This is a genomic window from Burkholderia sp. LK4, assembly GCF_001043615.1.
GTDB classification, from domain to species: domain Bacteria; phylum Pseudomonadota; class Gammaproteobacteria; order Burkholderiales; family Burkholderiaceae; genus Burkholderia; species Burkholderia cepacia.
The window spans coordinates 17,826-43,180 of the sequence record NZ_LDUL01000069.1 but is presented as its reverse complement, the minus strand read 5'-3'; the positions used below and the strand labels follow the sequence as shown (position 1 = coordinate 43,180).

Here is a 25,355-nt window from a genome sequence, read left to right as displayed (position 1 = left end):
ATGGATGCCGCCGCCGATGCTGTCGCAATCCGCCCGTTCGAACGCGCCGACACCGATGCCGTGCTCGCGGTGTGGCGCGATGCGTTCCCGCAGTACGACGAAGCCGGTGCGCCGCCGCACCGCGATCCGCTGCGATCGATCGAGCTGAAGCTCGCGACGCAGCCGGAGCTGTTTTTCGTCGCGACCAGCGGCGCACGCGTCGTCGGCACGCTGATGGCGGGTTTCGACGGACATCGCGGCTGGCTCTACTCGTTCGGCGTATCGAACGACGCGCGGCGGCTCGGCATCGGCCGCGCGCTGATCGCGCATGCGGAACGCGCGCTCGCCGCGCGCGGCTGCCTGAAGATCAACCTGCAGGTGCTGCCGGGCAACGACGACGCGTGCCGCTTCTACGCGGCGCTCGGCTACCGCGTCGAGGAGCGCATCTCGTTCGGCAAGACGCTGCCGGCCGCATGACGCGACAGCCGGCCGCCGGCGATCTCAGCGCGTGATCGGCCCCGCGCCCGGCAGCGGATTGCCGAGCGCGTCGGTCGGCACGGCCTGCTGCTCGAACGCGGCGAAATAGGCAGCCCACTGCGTGTCGCTCACGCGCACGATCAGCGCGCCGTCCTGCCAGACGTCGTTGTGGTCGTTGTGGTCGTCGCCCGCACGGTGCACGTAGTTCGAGCCGGTCGAACCCTGGTTCATGTGCGTGTCGTGGATGCCGTTGCCTTCGGCATACGAGCGGCCGAACACGACGACGTCGAGCCCCTGCGACTGCGCGGCGTTCACGAGCCGCAGCAGCGACGGGATCGGCTCCGGATTCTCGGTGCCGTCCATCACGGCGCTCGCGCGCCACGCCCCCGTTTCGTTCAGGATGTCGCTGCGCAGGTAGTCGAGCGCGGGCAATGCGGCCTGCCCCGTCAGGTCGGTATAACCTTCGGTCGCGGCCGCGAGCGTCTGCGTGATCGGGTGGTGGAAATCGTAGACGAGCTTGTAGTTCAGCAAGTCGTCCGCGTCGCTGGTGCCGACGTTGATCGCGACGTCCCAGTTGCCGCCCGGCAACGCCAGCGTCAGGTGGATGTGATACTGGATCTCGCTGCCGTGCGGCGAAGCCTTCAGCTTCGCCACCGATGTCACCTTCGCCTTCACGAAACCGTAGTCCAGACTCATGCGTGCTCTCCGTGTCCCGAGGGGCCGTCGATGCTACACGGCCCGTGTGTCGGTTTGTGGGCGACCGGCTTCGGGCGACCGGCTGCGGGTGGCCGCCCCATCGCCCCCGCGCCGCGTGCGCGGCGTAACAGTCGAATGGAGTCGCATCCGAACGCACAAGTTCGATCCGAATGGCACGACACGAAAAAAAAGGCTGTCACGGCATCCCGTGACAGCCTTTCGAAAGCCCGTGTGCGACGCGCCCGGCACCTGCCGTCGCGCGCCATCGGGCCCGCTCATTCACTCACTCATTCACCGAGATACGCGGCACGCACCTTCGGATCGTCGAGCATCTGCTTCGCATCGCCTTCCATCGTGACCGTGCCCGAATCCATCACGTAACCACGGTCGGCCGCCTGCAGCGCGAGGCGTGCGTTCTGCTCGACGAGCAGCACCGTGATGCCCTCCTTCGAGATCTCGCGCACCACTTCGAAGATCTTCTCGACCATGATCGGCGACAGGCCCATCGACGGCTCGTCGAGCAGCAGCAGCTTCGGCTTCGACAGGATCGCGCGCGACATCGCCAGCATCTGCTGCTCGCCGCCCGACAGCGTGCCCGCGAGCTGCGTCGCACGCTCCTTCAGGCGCGGAAAGAAGCCGAACATGCGGTCGACGTCCTTCTTGATCTGCTCGGTGTCGTTGCGCAGGTACGCGCCCATCTGCATGTTCTCGACGATCGACATCCGCGCGAAGATCCCGCGGCCTTCCGGCACCATCGCGAGGCCGCGCTTGAGCAGTTCGTGAGTCGGCACGCCCTTGATCGACTTGCCGTCGTACTCGATGTCGCCCGCCGAATACGCCTTGAGACCCGTGATCGCCTTCATCGTCGTGGTCTTGCCTGCGCCGTTCGCGCCGATCAGCGTCACGAGCTCGCCCTGACGGACTTCCATGTCAACGCCCTTGACGGCCTGGATGCCGCCGTAGTTGACCTGCAAGCCCTTGATTTTCAACATTGCCGCTGCCATCAGTGCACCCCTGCGCCGAGATATGCCTCAATCACCTTCGGATTCTTCTGCACGTCCTGCGGCAGACCCTCGGCGATCACCTTGCCGTAATCGAGCACCGTCATCCGGTTGCACAATCCCATCACGAGCTTCACGTCGTGCTCGATCAGCAGGATCGTGCGGCCGTCCGAACGGATCTTGTCGAGCAGGCGCGTGAGTTCGACCTTCTCGGTCGCGTTCATCCCGGCCGCCGGCTCGTCGAGCGCGAGCAGCTTCGGGTCGGTCGCCAGCGCGCGTGCGATTTCCAGCCGGCGCTGGTGGCCGTACGACAGGTTGCGCGACGTGTAGTCGGCGTACTGCAGCACGCCGACGTACTCGAGCAGCTCGATCGCGCGTTCCTTGATCTCGCGCTCTTCCTGGCGTTCGGCCGGCGTCTGGAACACCGCGCCGAGCAGCCCGTGCTTGGTGCGCACGTGGCGGCCCACCATCACGTTCTCGAGCGCCGTCATCCCGCCGAACAGGCGGATGTTCTGGAACGTGCGCGCGATGCCCGTCTTCGCGACCTGGTGCACCGCGGTCGGCTTGTATTCCGAGCCGTCGAGCTTGAACTCGCCGGAGTCCGGCGTGTAGAGGCCCGTGATCACGTTGAAGAACGTCGTCTTGCCGGCGCCGTTCGGGCCGATCAGCCCGTAGATCTCGCCTTCCTTGATCTCGAGACCGACGTCGGACAGCGCCTGCAGGCCACCGAAGCGCTTGTTCACGCCCTTGACGGACAGTCGGATTTGCTTGTCGCTCATGTGTATATCCCCTGTGTCCGTAGGTTAAGCGCGCACCGGCTTCTTGCTGTTGCGCTTCGCCAGTTTCGCGATCTTGTCCTCATGCTTCGGCGCGGGCCACAGGCCTTCCGAGCGGTACAGCATGATGACCACCATCGCGAGGCCGTACAGCGCCTGACGGATCACTTCCGTATCGACGACGTCATGACCGAACAGCGCGTGCTGCAGCGGGCTCATCGTCGAGCGCAGGAATTCCGGGAAGATCGCGAGCAGCACCGCGCCCAGGATCACGCCCGGGATGTGGCCCATGCCGCCGAGCACCACGCAGGCGAGCACGACGATCGATTCCCAGAACGTGAACGACTCGGGCGACACGAAGCCCTGGAACGCACCGAACATCGCGCCCGACAGGCCGCCGAACGACGCGCCCATCGCGAATGCGAGCAGCTTCACGTTGCGGGTGTTGATGCCCATCGCCTTCGCCGCGATTTCGTCTTCGCGGATGGCTGCCCAGGCACGGCCGATACGCGAGTGCTGCAGGCGCGTACACACCCAGATCACCAGCAGCGAGCACAGCACGAACAGGTAGTAGTACATGTAGACCGACGGCAGCTGCAGGCCGAACAGCGAGTGCGTCTGCGACAGGTTGAAGCCGCCGACGTGCACCGGATCGATGCCCGTGATCCCCTTCGGGCCGTTGGTGATGTTCACCGGACGGTCGAGGTTGTTCATGAAGATCCGGACGATTTCACCGAAGCCCAACGTCACGATCGCGAGGTAGTCGCCGCGCAGGCGCAGCGTCGGCGCGCCGAGCAGGATCCCGAAGGTCGCCGCCAGTGCCATCGCGATCGGCACGATGATCAGGAACGGGATGTGCAGGCCGTTCGGCGCGAGCGCCGCGATCCACTCGAACTGCGAGGTCAGGTGCGGCGAGCTCAGCAATGCCGCCGTGTACGCGCCCACCGCGTAGAACGCGATGTAGCCGAGGTCGAGCAGGCCGGCGAAGCCGACCACCACGTTCAGGCCCAGCGCGAGCATCACGTACAGCATCGCGAAGTCGAGCACGCGGACCCAGTAGTTGCCGCCGGCCGAGCCGATGATGATCGGCGCGGCGATCACGAACGCAGCGGTCAGGATGCCGATGATGACGGTCTTGGCGGTGTTGCGCTCTTCGACGAGCGACGTCGAGGATTCAATCGGTTGAATGGATGTCATGTTGTTTGCTCCCTTCCGTTACGCGCGATCCGCGACACGTTCGCCCAACAGGCCGGACGGACGGAACACCAGCACGATGATCAGCACGACGAAGGCGAACACGTCCTGGTAGTTACTGCCGAACACACCGCCCGTGAGGTTGCCGATGTAGCCGGCCCCGAGCTGCTCGATCAGGCCGAGCAGCACGCCGCCGACCATTGCGCCGCCGAGGTTGCCGATCCCGCCCAGCACCGCGGCCGTGAATGCCTTCATGCCGGGGATGAAGCCCATGTAGAAGTGCACGTTGCCGTATTCGGACGCGATCATCACGCCGGCAAGCGCGGCAAGCGCGGAGCCGATCATGAACGTCGCCGAGATCACGAAGTTCGGGTTCACGCCCATCAGGCTCGCGGTGTTCGGGCTTTCGGCGATCGCGCGCATCGCGCGGCCGAGCTTGGTCTTGTGCACGAGCAGCAGCAGGCCGCCCATCACGAGGAACGCCACCGCGATGATCACGATTTCAGTGACCGAGATCACGGCGCCCGGCGTCGTGTCGGTCGCCTTGATCACGTTGATCGGATCGGTCGGCAGCAATTGCGGGAACGGCAGCGGGTTGCGCGACCAGATGATCATCGCGGCGGTCTGCAGCAGGATCGACACGCCGATCGCGGTGATCAGCGGGGCGAGGCGCGGTGCGCGGCGCAGCGGCCGGTATGCGACCCGCTCGATCGTGAAGCCCACGAACGCACAGACGACGGCGGCGATGCCCAGGCCGATCGTCAGCGTCGCGACGTTGCCGAGTCCGGGGAAATGGTTCTGCAGCACGGTGATGGCCGACAAGGCGACCATCGCGCCGATCATCAGCACGTCGCCGTGCGCGAAGTTGATGATGCCGAGAATGCCGTACACCATCGTGTAGCCCAACGCGATGATGGCGTAGACACTGCCGAGCACCAGCCCGTTGAGAACCTGCTGGACGAAAATATCCATTTAAAGCTCCTTGGCCCGTGCTGCCGGAGGACGCTGCGCCCCGCGGGTAAGCGAGGAATCGCGCCTTCTCGGCGACACTGCGGGTACTAGTCGATACCGGTAAGGGTGGATCGTCCCGGCGCGCGCCGCCCGGCCTGTACGGCCGGACCTGCCGCCGGAGCGGATACAGAAACGGCACCGCACTGTTCCGGTGCCGTCATGAGTCCCGTCGCTAAATCGTCACGACATCGAGGACGGTGTTCGTGGCCTCCTTGAAGTCGTGGGGCAGCATGCCGAGACGGCCATCGTCCGGTTGCCCGGCATCCGTGCCTTTTCCCGTCCGGCGCGAGGCGAGCCCCGCATCCGGGCAGATCGGATTCCGTGTCGCGCCGCCCCGCAAGGCACCGCGAACGCCGTGCCCGACATTCGTCAGGACTGCGTCGGAATCCATCGTACGAACCAGACCGCGCGCCGCGACATCATGGCTCGCGGCAACACGCTGTTTCGTCGAATCGAAATGAAAGGGGGCCGGCGACATCGGCACGCTGCCCGCAGCGCCGGGCACCATGGCCGGCCTGCGTCGATCGGCGCGCACGGTCGCTGTCACGCCACGACCGGCGGCTTGCTGCGCTGCAACCTGCGTGCCCGCTGCCTGGCCCTTCGCCAGGCCAAGCGCGTTGATTTCCTCGATCGCCAAACGTGCCCCGTTTTCCTTGTCCTTGCCCAATTGCGCGATGCGGCACGCGAACGGTGCCGCACGACCGGTTCCGGCGACGCGCACGCCGCTGGCCGGCGGTGCCGCGAACACCGCAGCCTCCCTCCCCGCCCCGCCGTCGCTCTTTTTGCTGCAGCCGGCAAGCATTGCAACCGGTGCGGCGACGGACACGGCGTAAGCCAACTTCACATGCATCGAATGGTCTCCCGCGCCTTGCCAAAACCCGATTTCAAAGCCATTCAGGCCTGAAAACGGGCGCATTGTAACTCCATTTATAGGACGCCAATAATCCTGATTCGATGGGGTTTTCCTGCATTGCAACCAATTTTGAGAGACGCTTGAAAACGATGGGAGCAACCCGGTTGCACCATGAATGCGGAGAATGGTTGCGATTGCAATTCCGACGGGTAAAAAAAAGCGCGCCGGGAGGCGCGCTTCGGTGTGTCCGCAGGTGCGCTGCGTCAATCAGGCGGCGGGCGGCAGGTTCAACCCGCGCGGCAGCGGAAACGACACGTTTTCCTCGATGCCTTCGAGCGCGCGGACGTTGCGCACACCGAGCTCGCGCAGGCGCGCGATCACGGCCTGGGCGAGCACTTCAGGTGCCGACGCGCCGGCCGTCACGCCGATGCGGCGCTTGCCCGCGACCCATGCCGGGTCGATCTGGTCGGGCGCATCGACCATGTAGGCGTCCACGCCGCGCTTCTCGGCCACTTCGCGCAGGCGGCTCGAATTCGAGCTGTTCGGGCTGCCGACGACGATCACGACATCGCATTGCGGCGCCATGAACTTCACTGCGTCCTGGCGGTTCTGCGTCGCGTAGCAGATGTCCTGCTTCTTCGGCTCGCGGATTTTCGGATACTTGGCCTTTAACGCCCCGATGATCTCGGCTGCATCGTCGACGGACAGCGTCGTCTGCGTGACGAGCGCGATGCGCTCGGGATCGGCGAGCTCGAGCTTCTGCACGTCCTCGACGCTCTCGACGAGATGCATGCCGCGCTCGACCTGACCCATCGTGCCTTCGACTTCCGGATGGCCCTTGTGGCCGATCATCACGATGTCGACGCCATCCTGGCGCATCTTCGCCACTTCGACGTGCACCTTCGTGACGAGCGGGCAGGTTGCGTCGTAAATGCGCAACCCGCGCACGTCGGCCTCGTCGCGCACGGCCTTCGACACGCCGTGCGCACTGAAGATCACGGTATTGCCGGCCGGCACTTCCTCGAGTTCCTCGACGAAGATCGCGCCTTTCTTTTTCAGATCCTCGACCACGTACTTGTTGTGGACGATTTCGTGACGAACGTAGATCGGCGCACCGTGCATCGCGATTGCGCGCTCGACGATCTCGATCGCGCGATCGACGCCCGCGCAGAAACCGCGCGGCTGGGCCAGCAGGATTTCGGCGTCGGCTGCGACGGTCTGCCCGGACAGCGTATCGGTGGTGCTCATGATTACAGGATTCCGATGATTTTCACTTCGAACGTGAGCGCTTGGCCCGCGAGCGGATGATTGAAGTCGAACAGTGCCGAGGTCTCGCTGACTTCCTTCAGCACCCCCGCGTACCGGCCGCCGTCCGGTGCATTGAACTCGATCAGTTCGCCCGGCGTGAAATCGTCGCCGACCATCCCGTTCTCGCGCAGCGTCGACAGCGTGACGCGCTGGAGCATGTCGGGATTGCGGGGACCGAACCCCTGTTCGGGCGATAGCTGAAAAGTCGAATGGTCGCCGACCCTGAGCCCGATCAGAATCTGTTCCAGCGACGGCGCCAGTTGCCCCGCGCCGAGCAGCAGCGTGGCCGGCTTGTCGGTGAAGGTGTTGACGATGTCGGCGCCGTCGGCCAGTGCCAGCCGGTAATGCAACGTGACGTGGGAACCGGGCTTCACTTCGGATAGATCGATGAGGCTCATGAATTACTCGTTCGGTCGGCGCCCGATACGGCCGAAAGGCCCGGCGCAAAGCCAATATTGTAAGTCACCTGAGCGCGCAAGGCGGAAAGTGCGACGACGTCGCGCATACCGCCCGCCGCCAATGGAGTTTCGAGCATGCTGTCACCCTGCCTCACCCTGCCGCCCGTCGAATGCCGCGACACCGCCGATCTGCCGGCCGATCCGCCCGGCCGCGGCCTCCCGATCCGCCGGCGCAAGCGCCGCCCGCGCGACTGGCGGCCCGAGCGGCCGCGCGAGCGATTGCTGGAGCGCGGGCCGGCCGCGCTGACCAACGACGAACTGATCGCCCTGTTGCTCGGCACCGGCAAGCCGGGGCACGACGTGTTCGTCACGGCCCGCGCGCTGGTCGGGCAGTTCAAGACGTTGCGCGGGCTGCTCGAGGCAACCGCCGACGATTTCGAGGCGCACCCCGGCATCGGCCCCGCGCGCTCCGCGCGGCTGGTTGCGGTCACCGAGATCGCGCGGCGCGTACTGAAGGAGAAAGCGCGCGAGAAGCGGCTGATCGATTCGCCCGGCGCGGTCGAGGACTATCTGCGGATGAAGATCGGCGCGCGCCCGTACGAAGTGTTCGCCGCGGTCTACCTCGACGCGCGCCACGGCCTGATCGACACCGAGGAAATCACGCGCGGCTCGCTGACGCGCATGGCCGTCTACCCGCGCGAGATCGTGCGCAGCGCGATGGCGCACAACGCCGCCGCGCTGATCGTCGCGCACAACCATCCGTCGGGCGCGGTGCAGCCGAGCGCCGAGGATCGGCGCCTGACCCGCGTGCTGCACGACGCGCTCGCGCTCGTCGACGTTCAGCTGCTCGATCACGTCGTCATCGGCACCAGTGATACTTTTTCGTTCGCACGGGCCGGTTGGCTGTAGACTGTGCGGTTGCGGCCCGCCTGAGGGCGCCGCAACGGCGATGCGAAATTAGGTTTGATTTTTCTGAACTTTTTCTGCTAGAATCGCCGTCTGTCTTTTTTCCAACCAGTTCTAGCCATCGAAGGGCCTTGTCTGTAAGGGCTTCGGCGTTCTGAGTGCAGCCATGGATCACGTGGCGGTACGATGGAACCTTCATCGGCGATCGAACCCCGAATTTAGCGTATTAGGAGTGCTCTCATGGCACGCGTATGCCAAGTAACTGGGAAAGCGCCGATGAGCGGCAACAACGTTTCCCACGCCAACAACAAGACGAAGCGCCGCTTCCTGCCGAACCTGCAAAACCGCCGGTTCTGGGTAGAGAGCGAAAACCGCTGGGTGCGCCTGCGCGTCTCGAACGCCGGCCTGCGCCTGATCGACAAGAACGGCATCGATTCCGTGCTCGCTGACCTGCGCGCACGCGGCGAAGCCTAAGCCCAAGGAGCACAATCATGGCAAAAGGCGCACGCGACAAGATCAAGCTCGAGTCGACCGCTGGTACGGGTCACTTCTACACGACCACGAAGAACAAGCGCAACATGCCGGAAAAGATGGCGATCAAGAAGTTCGATCCCGTCGTCCGCAAGCATGTGGAATACAAAGAAACCAAGATCAAGTAATCTCCGGTTTCTGCCAGCCTGACGGCGACCGAAAAGCCCCGCACATGCGGGGCTTTTTGTTTTGCGCGCACGCTCCGGCGCGACGCGGTATGCTCTCCCCTTTCCGCGGCTGCGGCCGCCGGAACGCACAAGATCAAAAGCGTAACGATGGAGATGCAGCATGAAATTCGACGTGGCGATCGTCGGCAGCGGCCTGGCAGGGCTGTCGGTCGCACTCAACCTGGCCAGCACGCGACGTGTCGCGCTGATCGCGAAACGTTCGATGATGGAGGGGGCAAGCGATAACGCGCAAGGCGGCATCGCGGCCGTCCTCGATTCGGCGGACAGCATCGAGAACCACGTCGACGACACGCTGGTCGCCGGCGGCGGGCTGTGCGACGAAGGCGCGACGCGCTACATCGTCGAGCACGGCCGCGAAGCGATCGAATGGCTGATCTCCCAGGGCGTGCCGTTCACGAAGGACGACGCTGCCGAGCTCGGCTTCCACCTCACGCGCGAAGGCGGCCACAGCCACCGCCGGATCATCCACGCGGCCGACGCGACCGGCCACGCGGTGCTCGCGACGCTGTCGGCGCGGGCGCGCCAGCATCCGAACATTACGTTCTTCGAGAACCACCACGCGATCGACCTGATCACGTCGGACCGCCTCGGCCTGCCCGGCCGCCGCTGTCACGGCCTGTATGCGCTCGACGTCGACAACGACCGCACGATCACGATCGAGGCGCCGCATACGGTGCTCGCGACCGGCGGCGCCGGCAAGGTCTACCTGTACACGACGAACCCCGACACCGCGACCGGCGACGGCATCGCGATGGCGTGGCGCGCGGGCTGCCGCGTGTCCAACATGGAATTCATCCAGTTCCACCCGACCTGCCTGTTCCATCCGTATGCAAAGTCGTTCCTGATCTCGGAAGCCGTGCGCGGCGAAGGCGGCCTGCTGAAGTTGCCCGACGGTACGCGCTTCATGCCCGCGCATGATCCTCGCGCCGAACTCGCACCGCGCGACATCGTCGCACGCGCGATCGACTTCGAGATCAAGAAGCGCGGGATCGACTGCGTATATCTCGACATCAGCCACCAGCCGGAAGCGTTCCTGCGCGAGCACTTCCCGACGATCCACGCGCGCTGCCTCGAATTCGGCATCGATATCGCGAAGCAGCCGATTCCCGTCGTGCCGGCCGCACACTACACGTGCGGCGGCGTCGTCACCGATCTCGCCGGGCGCACCGATCTCGCGGGCCTGTATGCGGTCGGCGAAACGTCGTACACCGGGCTCCACGGTGCGAACCGGCTCGCGAGCAACTCGCTGCTCGAATGTCTCGTGATCGGCCGCGCGGCGGCCGGGGCGATCGAGGCGGCCGGTTTCGATGCCGAAACGCCCGCCACGCTGCCCGCGTGGGACGAAAGCCGCGTGTCGGATGCGGACGAGGAAGTCGTCGTTGCGCACAACTGGGACGAGCTGCGCCGCCTGATGTGGAACTACGTCGGCATCGTGCGTACCGACAAGCGCCTCGAACGCGCGAAGCACCGGCTGTCGCTGCTGCGCGACGAGATCCAGGAGTACTACGCGAACTTCCGCGTGACGCGCGACCTGCTCGAACTGCGCAACCTCGTCGACGTGGCGACACTGATCGTGAAAAGCGCGTACTCGCGCCGCGAAAGCCGCGGGCTGCACTACAGCCGCGACTGGCCGAGCACGCTGCCGAAGGCACTGCCGAGCGTGCTCACGCCCCGCTCGCGCCGCTGACCGCCACGCCGTTCCCGGCCGCGGCCCACAAAAAAGCCGCTGGCGTTTGCGCGCCAGCGGCTTTTTTTCGTCAGACGGTATGTCGCGCGGTCAGTCGACGATCCGCATCGAATAGTCCGTCGCGCGCACGTCCTTCGTCAGCGCGCCGATCGAGATACGGTCGACACCCGTTTCCGCGAACGCACGCACCGTATCGAAATTGACGCCGCCCGACACTTCGAGCACAGCCTTGCCGTTCGCGACACGCACCGCTTCACGCATCATGTCGAGCGTGAAGTTGTCGAGCAGCACCGACTGCGCGCGATGCGCGAGCGCCGTATCGAGTTGCGCGAGCGTCTCGACTTCGACCTGCACGGGCACGCCCGACTCCAGCGCGAACGCCGCGTCGAGCGCCTCGCCGACACCGCCTGCCGCTGCGATGTGGTTCTCCTTGATCAGGATGCCGTCATACAGCGCGAGGCGCTGGTTCTCGCCGCCGCCGACACGCACAGCGTATTTCTGCGCGAGCCGCAGGCCCGGCAGCGTCTTGCGCGTATCGAGGATCTTCGCGCGCGTGCCTTCGACGCGCTCGACGTAACGGCGCGTCGCAGTCGCGACCCCCGACAGCAATTGCAGGAAGTTCAGTCCGTTGCGCTCGGCCGTCAGCAGTGCACGCGCCGGCCCTTCGAGTTCGCAGACGGTCGAATCGGGCGTCATCCGGTCGCCTTCGCGATAGCGCCATTGCACGACGATCGCCGGATCGATTCGCGCAATCACGGCCTCGAACCACGGTACACCGCACAGCACGGCGTCTTCCCGCACGATGATGCGCGCCCGGCGACGCCCGCCGGCCGGCACGAGCCGCCCGGTCTGGTCGCCCGTGCCGACGTCTTCCGCGATCGCATCGGCCACGTTGCGCGCAATCGCGTCGTCGAATGCCGCGCCGTATTGCTCACGGACGACGTCGAACAGCGGGGATACGGCTGCGTTCGTCATGCAGCCCCCACGTTCGCAAACAGTTGCTGGTCGCGCTGCAGATCGCCGCTCGCCTGCACGCGCTTCTTGTGGGCCGCTGCGAAATCGAGCATCCGGTCGATCGGCAGACGTGCACGCTCGCCGATCGCGGGATCGACGAAGATCTCGTTGTGACCGCGTTCGAGCACGTCGGCGAGGTTCGCGAGGCCGTTCATCGCCATCCACGGGCAATGTGCGCAGCTCTTGCAGGTTGCGCTGTTGCCGGCCGTCGGTGCGGCGATGAAGGTCTTGCCCGGCGCCGCGAGCTGCATCTTGTGCAGGATGCCGAGATCGGTCGCGACAATGAAGCGCGTCGCGTCGAATTTCACGGCTGCGTCGATCAATTGCGTCGTCGAGCCGACGACGTCCGCCTGTGCGACGACGTTTTCCGGCGATTCGGGGTGGACGAGCACCTTCGCGTCCGGATACTCGGCGCGCAGCAGGTCGAGTTCGATGCCCTTGAACTCGTCGTGGACGAGGCACGAGCCTTGCCACAACAACATGTCCGCGCCGGTTTTCTTCTGGATGTAGCTGCCGAGATGGCGATCCGGTGCCCAGATGATCTTCTCGCCGCGCGCATGCAGGTCGGCCACGATCTCGAGGCCGATCGACGACGTGACCATCCAGTCCGCGCGCGCCTTCACGGCGGCGCTGGTATTCGCGTAGACGACGACGGTACGGTCGGGATGCGCATCGCAGAACGCCGAGAATTCGTCGACCGGGCAGCCGAGGTCGAGCGAGCAGGTCGCATCGAGGTCGGGCATCAGGATCCGCTTGTTCGGGCTCAGGATCTTCGCGGTTTCGCCCATGAAGCGCACGCCGGCGACGACCAGTGTCTGCGCGTCGTGATCGCGGCCGAAGCGGGCCATTTCGAGCGAGTCGGCGACACAGCCGCCCGTTTCGTCGGCCAGTTCCTGCAATTCGGCGTCGACGTAGTAGTGCGCGACCAGGACGGCCTTTTCACGCACGAGCAGCGCCTTGATACGTGCCTTCAGTGCAGCGCGCTCTTCGGCGGACGGTGCGTCGGGCACCTTGGCCCATGCCTGCCCCACGCCGCACACGGTCCCTGCTGCGACGGGCCGATCGTATTCGACGGGTTTGATCGTCGATTGCATCTCCATATCTCCTGTCGATCCAAGTTAGCGCTTTAGCGCTTACTTGGATCCCATGCTTCGCGGTCGACCAGCATCAGCGCCTTCGCGCCCCCTCCGGCCTCACCCCTGTGCTCGCCCCGGGGCAACCATTCGCCGCCGCCCCAAGCCTCATACAAATCCGGCCCAACCGGTCACCTTCAAAAACCGGAAGTCCAAATAAAAAACCCCGCCAACGCGGGGTTTTTGACGTCCTTAGATTCTAATCGATTTCGAATCAGGCGTAGCGGCGCAGGCGCGTCGCGAATTCCTGCAGCGCCTTGATGCCGCTTTGTTCTGCGCGATGGCACCAATCCTGCAATTGCGCGAGAAGCTGTTCGCGCGATGCGGTCGAACGATCCCAGATCGCGGCCAGATCCTGGCGGAGCTGGAAGTACGTGTGCAGCTTCTGGCTGTTCGCGAAGATTTCCGGCAGCAGCTTCTTCTGCGGCTCGTCGAGGCCGTCGGCATCCTTGTGGAACCACTTGCGCGCACCACGCATCAGCTGGTACTTCTCGCCGCCGATTTCCTTCAGGTGCGCAAGCTCCTGGCGGTATGCGCGCTTCACGGCCTTGCCGTAGCGCGCCATCACTTCGTAGCGGTTCGACAGCACGGCCTGCAGCGTTTCCTGGTCGAGCACCGTCTTCGGCTTGTTCAGGCGCGGCGTCGGTGCGACCTTCTTCACCTTCGCGAGACCGAATGCCGACATGATGCGGATGTACATCCAGCCGATGTCGAACTCGTACCACTTGTTCGACAGCTTCGCCGACGTCGCGAACGTGTGGTGGTTGTTGTGCAGCTCTTCGCCGCCGATCACGATGCCCCACGGGAACAGGTTCGTGCTCGCGTCGGCCGAGTTGAAGTTGCGATAACCCCAGAAGTGACCGAAGCCGTTGACGACGCCAGCCGCCCAGAACGGAATCCAGACCATCTGCACGGCCCAGACGGTCAGGCCGAGCACGCCGAACAGCGCGACGTCGATCACCATCATCAGGCTCACGCCGAGGATCGGGTACTTCGAGTAGATGTTGCGTTCGATCCAGTCGTTCGGCGTGCCGTGGCTGAACTTGCGCATCGTCTCCTCATTCTTCGCTTCCGCGCGATACAGCTCGGCGCCCTCGAGGAACACCTTCCAGATGCCGCGCGTCTGCGGGCTGTGCGGATCTTCCTCGGTCTCGCACTTCGCATGGTGCTTGCGGTGAATCGCGGCCCACTGGCCCGTCAGCATGCCGGTCGTCATCCACAGCCAGAGGCGGAAGAAGTGGCTCGCGATCGGATGCAGCTCGAGTGCGCGATGCGCCTGGCAGCGGTGCAGGTAGACCGTCACGCCGATGATCGTGACGTGCGTGACGGCGAGCGCGAACAGCGCGACCTGCCACCACGAAAAATGCAGGAGCCCGTGGGAAAGAAAATCGAGCAGGGAATTCAACAAGGCAGTTACCTGTGATGAGAGCGACGCCGGCCCGCGCCAAGCGTCAGAAAAATGAAAGCATACCGCGTGTAGACCAGAATTTTACTTCAACCGTTCCAAGTCTTTGTAAAAAATGAACATTTTCTTGCCCTGACGCAACCAGCGCAGTCCATGGGCGGACTCGGAACGGCCCGCGATCCGGTTTCGACCGCGGGGTCGATACGTTTGGCGGCCAGCTTGCGCTACGCAGCCGGTGCGCGCCCGTCCACCGCGCCGTTGCCGGCCGCCACGCCCGCGGCAGGAAAGCTGTCCGGCAGCCCCACGACCCGCACTTCGCGCTGCGGGAACGGGATCGAAACCCCGTGCTCGCTGAACAGCCGCCAGATATTGCGGTTCACGGTCGAACGCACGCCGGACGTCCCTTTCGCCGAGTCCTCGATCCAGAAACCGAGCTCCAGGTCGATCCCGTCCGCACCGAAACCCACCAGATACGGGGTCGGAGCCGGCTCCGCCAGCACGCGCGGCACGTCCCTGGCCGCCTCGGCGAGCAACACGAGCGCGTGCTCGACATCGCTGGTGTACGCGACCTGCACCGCGACCTTCGCGTAGCCGCGCGTCAGGTACGACGACTGGTTCTGCACGACGTCGGTGATCAGTTTCTCGTTCGGAATCAGCGTCTCGTTGCCGTCGAGGCCGCGCACGACCGTGTAGCGCGTGCGAATCTGCGTGACGACGCCCTGCAGCCCGCCGACGCTGATCGCGTCGCCGAGCCGCAGCGAACGGTCGAGCAGGATGATGAAACCCGACACGTAGTTGCTGGCGATCTTCTGCAGCCCGAAACCGAGGCCGACACCCACCGCGCCGCCGAACACGCCGAGCACCGTCACGTCGATGCCGACCAGCGACAGCCCGATCAGGATCGCCGCGAATACCAGCAGCGCGCGGCCGACCCGCGACAGCACGACCTTCAGGTTCGCGTCGAGCGTGCTTGCGCGCGTGAGGCGGTCCTCGAGCACCGAGCCCAGCCACATCGCGACCATCAGCGTCACGCATACCCACAGCGCGCCGGAAATCACCGACAGCAGCGTGAGGTGCGCGTTGGCGACGCGGAACTGCACGCTGTCGAGCCAGCCCAGCACGTCGCGCTGGATGCCCAGCACGGTCAGCACCATCGCGGCCCACACGACGGTCGACACGATCTTCTCGACGATCGACAGCCACGCATGCGTGTGGCCGTCGCGCGCGAACACGCGCCGCGCGAAGAAGAACAGCACGTAGATCAGCCCGATGCCGAACAGCGGCACGAGCGCCAGCGACAGCAGCGACGTCGACATGAACGGGTCGAACGCGAGTTGCGCGGCGCCGACGAAGACGCTGCCGAACAACGGGAACAGCGCGCGCTTCAGGCTTTGCGCGCCCGCGCCGGGCGCGCGGCCGGCTGCCCGGCGGCGTGCATCGATGCGGCCGTGCACGAAGCGCGCGGTCACCCATGCGAAACACAGCGCGCCGACGAGGATCGCCGCCTGCCAGATCATCACCGGCTGGTGGAAGTCACGAATGACCGATTCCAGCCGGTGCGACAGCAGGCGGCTCTGCAGGTTTTCCATCGTCAGTCCGTGCAGTCGTTACTGCGCGGCGCGCCGTTCGAGAACCGCGGCGAAGAAGCCGTCGGTCGCGTGACGGTGCGGCCACAACGACAGGTAGTCGCCGGTCTCGAGCGCGATGCGCTGGTCATCCAGCACCTTCTGCGCCGGCACCAGCACGAACTCGGGATGATCGGCCAGGAACTGCTCGACGATGCGTTCGTTCTCGGCGTCGAGCACGCTGCAGGTGGCGTAGACGAGCCGGCCGCCCTTCTTCACCAGGCGCGCGGCGCTCGCGAGGATCGACGCCTGCTTCGGCGTGAGTTCGTCGATCGCGGTGCGCGTCTGGCGCCACTTCAGGTCCGGATTGCGGCGCAGCGTGCCGAGGCCGCTGCACGGCGCGTCGACCAGCACGCGGTCGATCTTGCCGGCGAGCCGCTTGATCTTCGCGTCGTGCTCGCTGTCGATCAGCACCGGGTTCACGTTCGACAGCCCGCTGCGCGCGAGACGCGGCTTCAGCTTCGCGAGGCGCTTCTCCGACACGTCGAACGCATAGAGGCGCCCGGTCGAGCGCATCATCGCGCCCAGCGCGAGCGTCTTGCCGCCCGCGCCCGCGCAAAAATCGACGACCATCTCGCCGCGGCGCGGCGCGACCAGCGAACACAGCAGCTGGCTGCCTTCGTCCTGCACCTCGATCGCGCCTTCCTCGAACAGCTTCAGGCGCGTCAGCGCCGGCTTGCCGACCACGCGCACGCCGAACGGCGCGAACGGGGTCGCGCCCGCGTCGATGCCGCTCGCGCGCAGCCCGTCGATGACCTGGTCGCGGCTCGCCTTCTGCGCATTGGCGCGCAGGTCGAGCGGCGCCGGATAGTTCAGCGCGGCGGCGAGCTGCGCGAGCTCGTCGGCGTCGAAACGGGCCGACAGCGCCTGGTGAATCCAGTCAGGCAGGTTCGTGCGAATGCGCACCGGCAGGCTCGCCGGGTCGATTTTCGACACGTGCTCGAGCCAGGCCGACTCGGTGTCCGACAGGAACGGCTTCAGCGCATTGCGGCCGACCGTCTGCATCAGGCCGAGCAGCGTGAGGCGTCGTGCCGGCGTACCCGTGCCGCTCTCGGCGAGGTGCGAAAACTCCATTTTCCGGCGCAGCACCGCGAACACCGCCTCGGCGATCACGCCGCGTTCGGCATGCCCGAGCTTCGGGTGCGCGCGGAAGAACCGGCTCGTCGTCGCGTCGGCGGGGCCGGCGAACTTCAGCACCTCGGCCAGCAAAGTCTCGGTCTGGCCGATCAGGAATCCGTGCAGCTTCATACGCCCTCACTCGTTTCGGTATGCGGTTGATCCGCGAAAATCCAGCGCGCCTCTTCCGGCGCCACCACTGCGCGGCCGTTCTCGAGGCGCAAACGGCCCTCGATGAACCAGCGCACCGCGCGCGGATACAGCACATGCTCGACCGCCAGCACGCGCTGCGCGAGCGCCGCCGCGTCGTCGCCCGCGCGCACGGGCACCGCGCCCTGCGCGACGATCGCGCCGCTGTCGAGCTCGGGGATGACAAAATGCACGCTCGCGCCATGCAGCGCGACACCCGCGTCGAGCGCCTGCTGATGCGTGTGGATGCCCTTGAAGCTCGGCAGCAGCGACGGATGGATGTTCAGCAACCGGCCTTCGTATCGTCTGACGAATGCGGGCGTGAGGATGCGCATGAAGCCGGCGAGGACGACGAGATCGGGCGCAAACCGGTCGATCTCGGCGGCGAGCGCCGCGTCGAAGCTGTCGCGGCCGTCGAACGAGCGGTGGTCGACCACCGCCGTCGCCACCCCGTGCGACGCGGCAAAAGCCAGTCCGGCCGCGTCGGGCCGGTTGGCGATCACGGCGGCAATCTCGGCCGGCCAGCGTTCCTGCGCGCACGCGCGGACGATGGCCTCCATGTTGCTGCCGCGACCGGAAATCAGGATCACGAGTTTTTTCATCCGCGAATTTTACCATTCGCCCCCGCGTTTCCCGCCTTCTCGGCCGCCGGCCCGCCCGAACGTTTATAATCTTCTGCTTTGCGGCATCCCACCGCCCATTCCCCGACGCTGCATCCGCTATCGTGAAAGTCTTCCGCGGCCTGCCCAACGCCGAGAGCCGCGCCCCGTGCGCGCTGACGATCGGCAACTTCGACGGTGTCCATCGCGGCCACCAGGCCCTGCTCGCGCGCGTGCGCGCGGCAGCGGACGCGCGCGGCCTGCCCGTGTGCGTGATGACGTTCGAGCCGCACCCGCGCGAATTCTTCAACCCCGCCGGCGCGCCGCCGCGCATCGCGATGCTGCGCGACAAGCTCGAAGCGCTGCGCGACCACGGTGTCGACCGCGTCGTCGTCGAGCACTTCAATCACACGTTCGCGAGCCAGTCGCCGCAGGCGTTCGTCGAGCGCACGCTGGTGAACGGGCTGCACACGCGCTGGATGATGGTCGGCGACGATTTCTGCTACGGCGCGAAGCGCGCAGGCACCTTCGACACGCTGAAGGCGGCCGGCGAACAGTACGGCTTCGAGGTCGAGCAAATGGGTACGGTCGCGGGCAGCGACGGCACGCGCATCTCCAGCTCGGGCGTGCGCGCCGCGCTCGCCGCGGGCGATCTCGACGCGGCCGCGCAGGCGCTCGGCCACGGCTATGCGATCAGCGGCCACGTCGCGCACGGGCTGAAGCTCGGCCGCGACCTCGGCTTCCCGACGCTGAACCTGCCGATCGCGCACAAGCGTCCGGCGCTCGCGGGCATCTTCGTCGTGCAGGTGCACGGCCTCGGCCCCACCCCGCTGCCGGGCGTCGCGAGCCTCGGGCTGCGCCCGACCGTCGACGATTCCGGCCGCGTGCTGCTCGAAGTCCACCTGCTCGACTGGCACGGCGACGCGTACGGCAAGCTCATCCGCGTCGAATTCCTGAAAAAGCTGCGCGACGAGGCGAAATTCGACGATCTCGAGGCGCTGTCGCGCGCGATCGCGCTGGACGTCGCGAATGCACGCGCGTACTTCATCGAGCGCGACCGTGCGCCGGGCAGCCGCGCCACGGGCTTCTCGACGTCGGCCACCGACCGAATTAGCTGATCCGGACGGCGGCGCCTGGCGCCGCACCCTCGCGCCGCTCACTCGCGCGCATCCCCGATTCACGACGCTCGCGCGTCTCCCGATTTAGATAGCGATCCCATCATGAGCAACAAGAAAGCCGATTCGAAACCGCAGGCCAAGTATCCGGTCAACCTGCTCGACACGCCGTTCCCGATGCGCGGCGACCTGCCCAAGCGCGAGCCGCAGTGGGTCAAGGAATGGGAAGAACGCGGCCTCTACGAGAAGATCCGCGCGGCCAGCAAGGGCCGGCCGAAGTTCATCCTGCACGACGGCCCGCCGTATGCGAACGGCGACATCCACCTCGGCCACGCCGTCAACAAGATCCTGAAGGACATCGTCGTCAAGTCGCGCAACATGGCCGGCTTCGACGCGCCGTACGTGCCCGGCTGGGATTGCCACGGGATGCCGATCGAGATCCAGATCGAGAAGCAGTTCGGCAAGTCGCTGCCGGCGGCCGAAGTGATGAGCAAGGCGCGCGCGTACGCGACCGAGCAGATCGAGAAGCAGAAGGTCGGCTTCAAGCGACTCGGCGTGCTCGGCGACTGGGCCGACCCGTACAAGACGATGAACTTCGTCAACGAGGCGGAAGAGCTCCGCGCGCTCGGCAAGATCATCGAGAAGGGCTACGTGTATCGCGGGCTGAAGCCAGTGAACTGGTGCTTCGACTGCGGCTCGGCGCTCGCGGAAGCGGAAGTCGAGTACAAGGACCGCACCGACCCGACGATCGACGTGATGTTCGCGTTCGCGGAACCGGAAAAGACCGCGCAGGCGTTCGGCCTGCCGGCGCTGCCGCGCGCCGACGGCGGCATCGTGATCTGGACCACCACGCCGTGGACGATCCCCGCGAACCAGGCGCTGAACCTCCATCCGGAAATCGTCTACGCGCTGGTCGACACCGAGCGCGGGCTGCTGATCATCGCGGAAGAACGCGTCGAAGCCTGCATGGCCGACTTCAAGCTGACCGGCCGCGTCGTTGCAACCGCGCCGGGCGTGAAGCTCGCGAACCTGCGCTTCCACCACCCGCTCGCATCGGCCCACCCCGGCTACAAGCGCACCGCGCCCGTCTACCTCGGCGACTACGTGACGACCGACACGGGTACCGGCGTCGTGCACTCGTCGCCGGCATACGGCATCGAGGACTTCCAGTCGTGCAAGGCGCACGGGATGACCGACTCGGACATCATCAACCCGGTGATGGGCGACGGTCGTTACATCGAATCGCTGCCGCTGTTCGGCGGCCTGTCGATCTGGGACGCGAACCCGAAGGTCGTCGACGCGCTGCGCGAAGCCGGCTCGCTGCTGCGCAGCGAGCACTACAAGCACAGCTACATGCACTGCTGGCGTCACAAGACGGCGATCATCTACCGTGCGACGTCGCAGTGGTTCGCCGGCATGGACGTGACGCCGCGCGACGGCGGCAAGACGCTGCGCGAAACCGCGCTCGAAGGCATCGACGCCACAGCGTTCTACCCGTCGTGGGGCAAGCAGCGCCTGTTCAGCATGATCGCGAACCGTCCCGACTGGACTCTGTCGCGCCAGCGCCAATGGGGCGTGCCGATGGCGTTCTTCGTGCACAAGGAAACCGGCGAGCTGCACCCGCGCACGCTCGAGCTGCTCGAGGAAGTCGCGAAGCGCGTCGAGCAGTCGGGCATCGAAGCATGGCAAACGCTCGACCCGCGCGAGCTGATCGGCGACGACGCGAACCTGTACGAAAAGAACCGCGACACGCTCGACGTGTGGTTCGACTCGGGCACGACGCACTGGCACGTGCTGCGCGGCTCGCACAAGGATCAGCTGCAGTTCCCGGCCGACCTCTACCTCGAAGGCTCGGACCAGCACCGCGGCTGGTTCCACTCGTCGCTGCTGACCGCGTCGATGATCGACGGCCGTGCGCCGTACAAGGGCCTGCTCACGCACGGCTTCACGGTCGACGGCGAAGGCCGCAAGATGAGCAAGTCGCTCGGCAACGGCATCGATCCGCATGAAGTCGCGAACCGCCTCGGCGCGGAAATCATCCGCCTGTGGATCGCATCGACCGACTATTCGGGCGAGCTCGCGATCTCCGAGGAAATCCTGAAGCGCGTGACCGAAGGCTATCGCCGCATCCGCAACACGCTGCGCTTCCTGCTCGCGAACCTGTCGGACTTCGACTTCGCGCAGCACGCGGTGCCCGTCGAGGACTGGCTCGAGATCGACCGTTATGCGGTCGCGTTCTCGCAGCAACTGCAGACGGAACTGCTCGGCCACTACGAGAAGTACGAATTCCACCCGGTCGTCGCGAAGCTGCAGACGTACTGCTCGGAAGATCTCGGCGGCTTCTACCTCGACGTGCTGAAGGACCGCCTGTACACGAGCGCGGCCGATTCGCGCGCGCGCCGCTCCGCGCAGACCGCGCTGTACCACCTCACGCACGGCCTGCTGCGCGTGCTCGCGCCGTTCCTGTCGTTCACGGCGGAAGAAGCGTGGAAGGTGTTCCAGCCGGCCAGCGACACAATCTTCACGGAAACCTACTACGCGTATCCGGAAGTCGCCGGCTCGGCCGCGCTGATCGAGAAGTGGGCGCTGCTGCGCGACGTGCGCGGCAACGTGACGAAGGCGCTCGAGGAAGCGCGCACCGCGAACCGCATCGGTTCGTCGCTGCAGGCCGAAGTCGCCGTGCATGCGAGCGGCGCACGCTACGACGCGCTCACGAGCCTCGGCGACGATCTCAAGTTCGTGCTGATCACGTCGGCCGCGACGGTCGTCAAGGTCGACGACGAAGCGCAGGAAAGCGTCGACGTCGCAGCGTCGAAGTACCAGAAGTGCGAACGCTGCTGGCACTACCGCGAAGATGTCGGCGCGCACGCCGATCACCCGACGCTGTGCGGCCGCTGCTTCTCCAACCTGTTCGAAAACGGCGAAATCCGGAGCGCTGCTTGAATATGGCGAAAACCCTGTCGAAACCGGCCAGCGGCGCGCTTGCGCCCTGGCTGGGCATTTCGCTGATCGTGATCCTGTTCGACCAGCTGTCGAAGATCGCGATCCTGAAAACGTTCGTGTACGGCGCGCAGCACGCGCTGACGTCGTTCTTCAACCTCGTGCTGGTGTACAACCGCGGCGCCGCGTTCGGCTTCCTGTCGACCGCGAGCGGCTGGCAGCGCTGGGCGTTCACCGCGCTCGGCATCGGCGCGACGCTCGTGATCTGCTTCCTGCTGAAGCGCCACGGCCACCAGCGGCTGTTCAGCGTGTCGCTCGCGCTGATCCTCGGCGGCGCGCTCGGCAACGTGATCGACCGGCTCGTCTACGGCCACGTGATCGACTTCCTCGATTTCCACCTCGGCGCCTGGCACTTCCCGGCGTTCAACCTCGCCGATTCCGCGATCACGATCGGCGCGGTGCTGCTGATCTACGACGAACTGCGTCGCGTGCGCGGCTCGCGCTAAGCGCGCATACTCGGCGTCGACGGTCGGCTTCGCGCCGGCCGTTCCGTTCGACCCTTGGAGGCCTGAGTTGGCACAAGCAGAACTCGCAGGAAAACACCTCGTTCTCGGCCTGACGGGCGGCATCGCCTGCTACAAGATCGCCGAGCTCACGCGGCTGCTCGTGAAGGCAGGCGCGACCGTGCAGGTCGCGATGACAGAAGCCGCTACCCAGTTCATCACGCCCGTCACGATGCAGGCGCTGTCCGGCCGGCCCGTCTATACGAGCCAGTGGGACGCCCGCATCGACAACAACATGGCGCACATCGACCTGTCGCGTGAAGCCGACGCGATCGTGATTGCGCCGGCGTCGACGGATTTCCTCGCGAAGCTCGCGCACGGGTTCGCGGACGATCTGCTGTCGACGCTGTGTGTCGCGCGCGATTGCCCGCTGCTCGTCGTCCCCGCGATGAACCGCCAGATGTGGCAGAACCCGGCCACGCAACGCAACGCCGCGCAACTGCGCGCGGACGGCGTGTCGGTGCTCGGCCCGGATTCAGGTGCGCAGGCGTGCGGCGAAGTCGGCGACGGCCGCATGCTCGAGCCCGAGGCGATCTATGAAGCGATCGTCGCGCACTTCGCGCCGAAGGTGCTCGCGCACCGGCGCGTGCTGATCACGGCCGGCCCGACGTTCGAGCCGCTCGACCCGGTACGCGGCCTCACGAACCGCTCGAGCGGCAAGATGGGTTTCGCGCTCGCGCGCGCCGCGCAGCAGGCCGGCGCCGACGTGCATCTCGTCGCGGGGCCGGTCGCGCTCGATACGCCGTGGGGCGTCTACCGCCAGGACGTGCAGACGGCCCAGCAGATGTACGACGCGGTGATGCAGGCCGTGAACGACGCCGACATCTTCATCGCGGTGGCCGCGGTCGCCGACTGGCGCGTCGCCCAGCCTGCCGAGCACAAGATGAAGAAGACGGCCGACCGCAAGATGCCCGCACTCGCATTCGTCGAGAACCCGGACATCCTCGCGTCGGTCGCGGCGCTGCCCGATCCGCCGTACTGCGTCGGGTTCGCGGCCGAAAGCGGCGACCTCGACGTGCACGGCGACGAGAAGCGCAAACGCAAGAACGTGCCGCTGCTCGTCGGCAACCTCGGCCCGCTGACGTTCGGCCGCGACGACAACGAAGTCGTGCTGTTCGAGGCAACCGGCCTCACGCGCCTGCCGCGCGCACCGAAAGACGAACTCGCGCACACGCTCGTCGCGGAAATCGCGAAACGCCTGCCCGACAACCGCCTGATCTGATCTCCCGCGCGGCGGTGCTTGCTGCCGCGCCCTTCCCGACCGATTCGACGACCGCATGAAACTCGACCTGAAGATTCTCGACGCGCGCATGCGCGACTACCTGCCCGCCTATGCGACCACCGGCAGCGCGGGCCTCGACCTGCGCGCATGCCTCGACGCGCCGGTCACGCTGCAGCCGGGCGAAACGACGCTCGTGCCGACCGGCCTCGCGATTCACCTCGCCGATCCGGGCTACGCCGCGCTGATCCTGCCGCGCTCGGGCCTCGGCCACAAGCACGGGATCGTGCTCGGCAACCTCGTCGGCCTGATCGACTCCGACTACCAGGGCCAGTTGATGGTCTCGACGTGGAACCGCGGCCAGGCCGAGTTCGTGCTGAATCCGTTCGAGCGGCTCGCGCAACTCGTGATCGTGCCGGTCGTGCAGGCGCAGTTCAACATCGTCGACGACTTCGCGGAAAGCGATCGCGGCGAAGGCGGCTTCGGCAGCACCGGCCGTCACTGAACGGCGCAATGACAAAGGGGCCTCGCGGCCCCTTTTTTCCTGTCCGTCTCCGTCACTCTTCGACGGGTTGCGCGATCCGCGCGGGCGCAAGGTCGCGCTGCCGCGCCTGGGCGACGATCGCGTAGATCACCAGTGCGACCAGCACGCCGAGCAGCACCGCCGACGAACCGATCGTCCCGAGCGCGAGGCCACCCTTCGCAACCGGCTTCGTCAGCAGATCGCCGACCGTCGCACCGAACGGCCGCGTGAGCACGAACGCGGCCCAGAACAGCAGCACGCCCGAGATTCGCGTGAAATAGTGCGCAAGCACGATCGCCGCGAGCAACCCGCCGATCAGCAGCGCGCCGCCGCCGAAACCGAGCCCCGAGCTGTCCGCGAGGAAGTCGCCGAGCGCGGTGCCCAGCGTGTTCGAGAACAGGATCGCGATCCAGTACAGCAGCTCGACCTTGCGCGTGCGGATCAGGTCGACCGACAGCGATTCGCCGCTGAGCCGCCACACGGCGAAGATGGCCAGCAGGATCGCGACCAGGATCGACGAGCCGGCCGCATAACCGAGGCCGAGCGTGCGATCCATGAAATCGGACATCGTCGTGCCGGCCGTGCTCGTCGCGACGATCACGGCCCAGTAGATCGCCGGGCGATAACGCGTCGTCCTGAGCTGCGCGCCCAGCGTCACGAGAAAGAAACCGAACAGCAGGATCGAGCTCACCGCATAACCGACGTTCAGCGTCATCGACAGCAGGTCGCCGCCGGTTTCGCCGAGCGTCGTCGCGCAGATCTTCATGATCCAGAACGCAAGCGTGATTTCGGGAAGTTTGTTCATTCGCACCCCTTTTTGCAGGAAAGCGGCGAGCCGGCGCATGCCGCGCCCGCCTTGCAGGCAGGATCGAATGTAGTCGTCGCGGGCTTAACGGAACCTTAGCGACC

General features: G+C 66.1%; 25 protein-coding genes. 10 read left to right on the top strand and 15 right to left on the bottom strand.

Going from position 1 to position 25,355, the window contains the following annotated elements; all coding sequences use genetic code 11:
• Complete coding sequence (locus tag VK92_RS30475; RefSeq protein ID WP_021160763.1) at positions 1 to 456, top strand: GNAT family acetyltransferase; 456 nt, start codon at positions 1 to 3, stop codon at positions 454 to 456.
• A 24-nt stretch (positions 457 to 480) separates the two neighbouring features.
• On the opposite strand, the gene VK92_RS30470 is transcribed toward VK92_RS30475, so the two are convergent.
• From VK92_RS30470 to VK92_RS30435, 8 genes are all read right to left on the bottom strand, one after another.
• Complete coding sequence (locus VK92_RS30470) at positions 481 to 1,152, bottom strand: DUF2278 family protein (RefSeq protein WP_048022597.1); 672 nt, start codon at positions 1,150 to 1,152, stop codon at positions 481 to 483.
• 287 nt (positions 1,153 to 1,439) lie between these two features.
• A complete protein-coding gene (locus VK92_RS30465) occupies positions 1,440 to 2,156 on the bottom strand; it encodes an ABC transporter ATP-binding protein (protein WP_042975782.1) in 717 nt (238 codons plus the stop codon).
• Entirely contained in the window at positions 2,156 to 2,932 is a 777-nt protein-coding gene (locus VK92_RS30460) for an ABC transporter ATP-binding protein (protein ID WP_021160760.1), read from the bottom strand. Before VK92_RS30460 ends, VK92_RS30465 begins: the two co-directional genes overlap by 1 nt.
• Before the next feature lie 24 nt (positions 2,933 to 2,956).
• A complete protein-coding gene (locus tag VK92_RS30455) occupies positions 2,957 to 4,126 on the bottom strand; it encodes an ABC transporter permease subunit (protein ID WP_027786675.1) in 1,170 nt (389 codons plus the stop codon).
• Positions 4,127 to 4,144: 18 nt separating this feature from the next.
• A complete protein-coding gene (locus VK92_RS30450; protein WP_021160758.1) occupies positions 4,145 to 5,095 on the bottom strand; it encodes a branched-chain amino acid ABC transporter permease in 951 nt (316 codons plus the stop codon).
• A 211-nt stretch (positions 5,096 to 5,306) separates the two neighbouring features.
• Positions 5,307 to 6,050, bottom strand: a complete 744-nt coding sequence (locus tag VK92_RS30445) for an amino acid-binding protein (protein ID WP_197092533.1) — start codon at positions 6,048 to 6,050, stop codon at positions 5,307 to 5,309.
• A 204-nt stretch (positions 6,051 to 6,254) separates the two neighbouring features.
• Positions 6,255 to 7,235 (bottom strand): 4-hydroxy-3-methylbut-2-enyl diphosphate reductase, encoded by a 981-nt coding sequence (gene ispH / locus VK92_RS30440; protein ID WP_021160756.1) that lies wholly within the window; start codon positions 7,233 to 7,235, stop codon positions 6,255 to 6,257.
• A 2-nt stretch (positions 7,236 to 7,237) separates the two neighbouring features.
• A complete protein-coding gene (locus VK92_RS30435; protein WP_021160755.1) occupies positions 7,238 to 7,693 on the bottom strand; it encodes an FKBP-type peptidyl-prolyl cis-trans isomerase in 456 nt (151 codons plus the stop codon).
• A 135-nt stretch (positions 7,694 to 7,828) separates the two neighbouring features.
• Between VK92_RS30435 and radC the strand changes: the two genes are divergently transcribed.
• The 4 genes from radC to nadB all read left to right on the top strand — a co-directional run bounded on the left by radC (position 7,829) and on the right by nadB (position 11,005).
• Entirely contained in the window at positions 7,829 to 8,602 is a 774-nt protein-coding gene (radC, locus tag VK92_RS30430) for a RadC family protein (RefSeq protein ID WP_048022599.1), read from the top strand.
• A gap of 237 nt (positions 8,603 to 8,839) precedes the next feature.
• Positions 8,840 to 9,073: a 50S ribosomal protein L28 gene (gene rpmB, locus VK92_RS30425; protein WP_004186391.1), complete on the top strand. Its 234-nt coding sequence runs from the start codon at positions 8,840 to 8,842 to the stop codon at positions 9,071 to 9,073.
• A gap of 17 nt (positions 9,074 to 9,090) precedes the next feature.
• The gene (gene rpmG, locus VK92_RS30420; protein WP_006478046.1) at positions 9,091 to 9,258 is read left to right on the top strand and encodes a 50S ribosomal protein L33; all 168 of its coding nucleotides are present in this window, start codon (positions 9,091 to 9,093) and stop codon (positions 9,256 to 9,258) included.
• Positions 9,259 to 9,418: 160 nt separating this feature from the next.
• The gene (nadB, locus tag VK92_RS30415) at positions 9,419 to 11,005 is read left to right on the top strand and encodes an L-aspartate oxidase (RefSeq protein WP_048022600.1); all 1,587 of its coding nucleotides are present in this window, start codon (positions 9,419 to 9,421) and stop codon (positions 11,003 to 11,005) included.
• A 90-nt stretch (positions 11,006 to 11,095) separates the two neighbouring features.
• On the opposite strand, the gene nadC is transcribed toward nadB, so the two are convergent.
• From nadC to purN, 6 genes are all read right to left on the bottom strand, one after another.
• Complete coding sequence (gene nadC / locus VK92_RS30410) at positions 11,096 to 11,980, bottom strand: carboxylating nicotinate-nucleotide diphosphorylase (protein WP_021160751.1); 885 nt, start codon at positions 11,978 to 11,980, stop codon at positions 11,096 to 11,098.
• The gene (gene nadA, locus VK92_RS30405) at positions 11,977 to 13,113 is read right to left on the bottom strand and encodes a quinolinate synthase NadA (RefSeq protein WP_021160750.1); all 1,137 of its coding nucleotides are present in this window, start codon (positions 13,111 to 13,113) and stop codon (positions 11,977 to 11,979) included. Before nadA ends, nadC begins: the two co-directional genes overlap by 4 nt.
• Before the next feature lie 253 nt (positions 13,114 to 13,366).
• The gene (locus tag VK92_RS30400; RefSeq protein WP_027786669.1) at positions 13,367 to 14,560 is read right to left on the bottom strand and encodes a DesA family fatty acid desaturase; all 1,194 of its coding nucleotides are present in this window, start codon (positions 14,558 to 14,560) and stop codon (positions 13,367 to 13,369) included.
• A gap of 221 nt (positions 14,561 to 14,781) precedes the next feature.
• Positions 14,782 to 16,146, bottom strand: coding sequence for a mechanosensitive ion channel family protein (locus tag VK92_RS30395; RefSeq protein ID WP_048022601.1), 1,365 nt, complete (start codon positions 16,144 to 16,146; stop codon positions 14,782 to 14,784).
• Positions 16,147 to 16,164: 18 nt separating this feature from the next.
• The gene (locus VK92_RS30390; protein WP_021160747.1) at positions 16,165 to 17,430 is read right to left on the bottom strand and encodes an RsmB/NOP family class I SAM-dependent RNA methyltransferase; all 1,266 of its coding nucleotides are present in this window, start codon (positions 17,428 to 17,430) and stop codon (positions 16,165 to 16,167) included.
• Positions 17,427 to 18,089 carry a phosphoribosylglycinamide formyltransferase gene (purN, locus tag VK92_RS30385; protein ID WP_021160746.1) on the bottom strand — a complete coding sequence of 221 codons (663 nt, stop codon included), beginning with the start codon at positions 18,087 to 18,089 and terminating at the stop codon, positions 17,427 to 17,429. The genes VK92_RS30390 and purN overlap by 4 nt, the downstream gene beginning before the upstream one ends.
• A 122-nt stretch (positions 18,090 to 18,211) precedes the next feature.
• Between purN and VK92_RS30380 the strand changes: the two genes are divergently transcribed.
• The 5 genes from VK92_RS30380 (at position 18,212) to dut (ending at position 24,428) form a co-directional block, all read left to right on the top strand.
• A complete protein-coding gene (locus VK92_RS30380) occupies positions 18,212 to 19,204 on the top strand; it encodes a bifunctional riboflavin kinase/FAD synthetase (RefSeq protein WP_021160745.1) in 993 nt (330 codons plus the stop codon).
• Positions 19,205 to 19,306: 102 nt separating this feature from the next.
• Positions 19,307 to 22,144 (top strand): isoleucine--tRNA ligase, encoded by a 2,838-nt coding sequence (gene ileS / locus VK92_RS30375; RefSeq protein WP_048022602.1) that lies wholly within the window; start codon positions 19,307 to 19,309, stop codon positions 22,142 to 22,144.
• 2 nt (positions 22,145 to 22,146) lie between these two features.
• A complete protein-coding gene (gene lspA, locus VK92_RS30370) occupies positions 22,147 to 22,647 on the top strand; it encodes a signal peptidase II (protein WP_021160743.1) in 501 nt (166 codons plus the stop codon).
• A gap of 67 nt (positions 22,648 to 22,714) precedes the next feature.
• Entirely contained in the window at positions 22,715 to 23,926 is a 1,212-nt protein-coding gene (gene coaBC, locus VK92_RS30365) for a bifunctional phosphopantothenoylcysteine decarboxylase/phosphopantothenate--cysteine ligase CoaBC (protein ID WP_048022603.1), read from the top strand.
• Between the two features lie 55 nt (positions 23,927 to 23,981).
• Positions 23,982 to 24,428 carry a dUTP diphosphatase gene (gene dut / locus VK92_RS30360; RefSeq protein WP_048022604.1) on the top strand — a complete coding sequence of 149 codons (447 nt, stop codon included), beginning with the start codon at positions 23,982 to 23,984 and terminating at the stop codon, positions 24,426 to 24,428.
• A 52-nt stretch (positions 24,429 to 24,480) separates the two neighbouring features.
• Here the strand turns inward: dut and VK92_RS30355 are convergent, their stop codons facing one another.
• A complete protein-coding gene (locus tag VK92_RS30355; protein WP_048022611.1) occupies positions 24,481 to 25,251 on the bottom strand; it encodes a COG4705 family protein in 771 nt (256 codons plus the stop codon).
• Positions 25,252 to 25,355: the final 104 nt, after the last annotated feature.

Coding starts and splice junctions, on each gene's coding strand:
- VK92_RS30475 (WP_021160763.1), top strand. CDS start 1: ATGGATGCCGCCGCCGATGCTGTCGCAATCCGCCCGTTCGAACGCGCC.
- VK92_RS30470 (WP_048022597.1), bottom strand. CDS start 1,152: ATGAGTCTGGACTACGGTTTCGTGAAGGCGAAGGTGACATCGGTGGCG.
- VK92_RS30465 (WP_042975782.1), bottom strand. CDS start 2,156: ATGGCAGCGGCAATGTTGAAAATCAAGGGCTTGCAGGTCAACTACGGC.
- VK92_RS30460 (WP_021160760.1), bottom strand. CDS start 2,932: ATGAGCGACAAGCAAATCCGACTGTCCGTCAAGGGCGTGAACAAGCGC.
- VK92_RS30455 (WP_027786675.1), bottom strand. CDS start 4,126: ATGACATCCATTCAACCGATTGAATCCTCGACGTCGCTCGTCGAAGAG.
- VK92_RS30450 (WP_021160758.1), bottom strand. CDS start 5,095: ATGGATATTTTCGTCCAGCAGGTTCTCAACGGGCTGGTGCTCGGCAGT.
- VK92_RS30445 (WP_197092533.1), bottom strand. CDS start 6,050: ATGCGCCCGTTTTCAGGCCTGAATGGCTTTGAAATCGGGTTTTGGCAA.
- ispH (WP_021160756.1), bottom strand. CDS start 7,235: ATGAGCACCACCGATACGCTGTCCGGGCAGACCGTCGCAGCCGACGCC.
- VK92_RS30435 (WP_021160755.1), bottom strand. CDS start 7,693: ATGAGCCTCATCGATCTATCCGAAGTGAAGCCCGGTTCCCACGTCACG.
- radC (WP_048022599.1), top strand. CDS start 7,829: ATGCTGTCACCCTGCCTCACCCTGCCGCCCGTCGAATGCCGCGACACC.
- rpmB (WP_004186391.1), top strand. CDS start 8,840: ATGGCACGCGTATGCCAAGTAACTGGGAAAGCGCCGATGAGCGGCAAC.
- rpmG (WP_006478046.1), top strand. CDS start 9,091: ATGGCAAAAGGCGCACGCGACAAGATCAAGCTCGAGTCGACCGCTGGT.
- nadB (WP_048022600.1), top strand. CDS start 9,419: ATGAAATTCGACGTGGCGATCGTCGGCAGCGGCCTGGCAGGGCTGTCG.
- nadC (WP_021160751.1), bottom strand. CDS start 11,980: ATGACGAACGCAGCCGTATCCCCGCTGTTCGACGTCGTCCGTGAGCAA.
- nadA (WP_021160750.1), bottom strand. CDS start 13,113: ATGCAATCGACGATCAAACCCGTCGAATACGATCGGCCCGTCGCAGCA.
- VK92_RS30395 (WP_048022601.1), bottom strand. CDS start 16,146: ATGGAAAACCTGCAGAGCCGCCTGCTGTCGCACCGGCTGGAATCGGTC.
- VK92_RS30390 (WP_021160747.1), bottom strand. CDS start 17,430: ATGAAGCTGCACGGATTCCTGATCGGCCAGACCGAGACTTTGCTGGCC.
- purN (WP_021160746.1), bottom strand. CDS start 18,089: ATGAAAAAACTCGTGATCCTGATTTCCGGTCGCGGCAGCAACATGGAG.
- ileS (WP_048022602.1), top strand. CDS start 19,307: ATGAGCAACAAGAAAGCCGATTCGAAACCGCAGGCCAAGTATCCGGTC.
- lspA (WP_021160743.1), top strand. CDS start 22,147: ATGGCGAAAACCCTGTCGAAACCGGCCAGCGGCGCGCTTGCGCCCTGG.
- dut (WP_048022604.1), top strand. CDS start 23,982: ATGAAACTCGACCTGAAGATTCTCGACGCGCGCATGCGCGACTACCTG.
- VK92_RS30355 (WP_048022611.1), bottom strand. CDS start 25,251: ATGAACAAACTTCCCGAAATCACGCTTGCGTTCTGGATCATGAAGATC.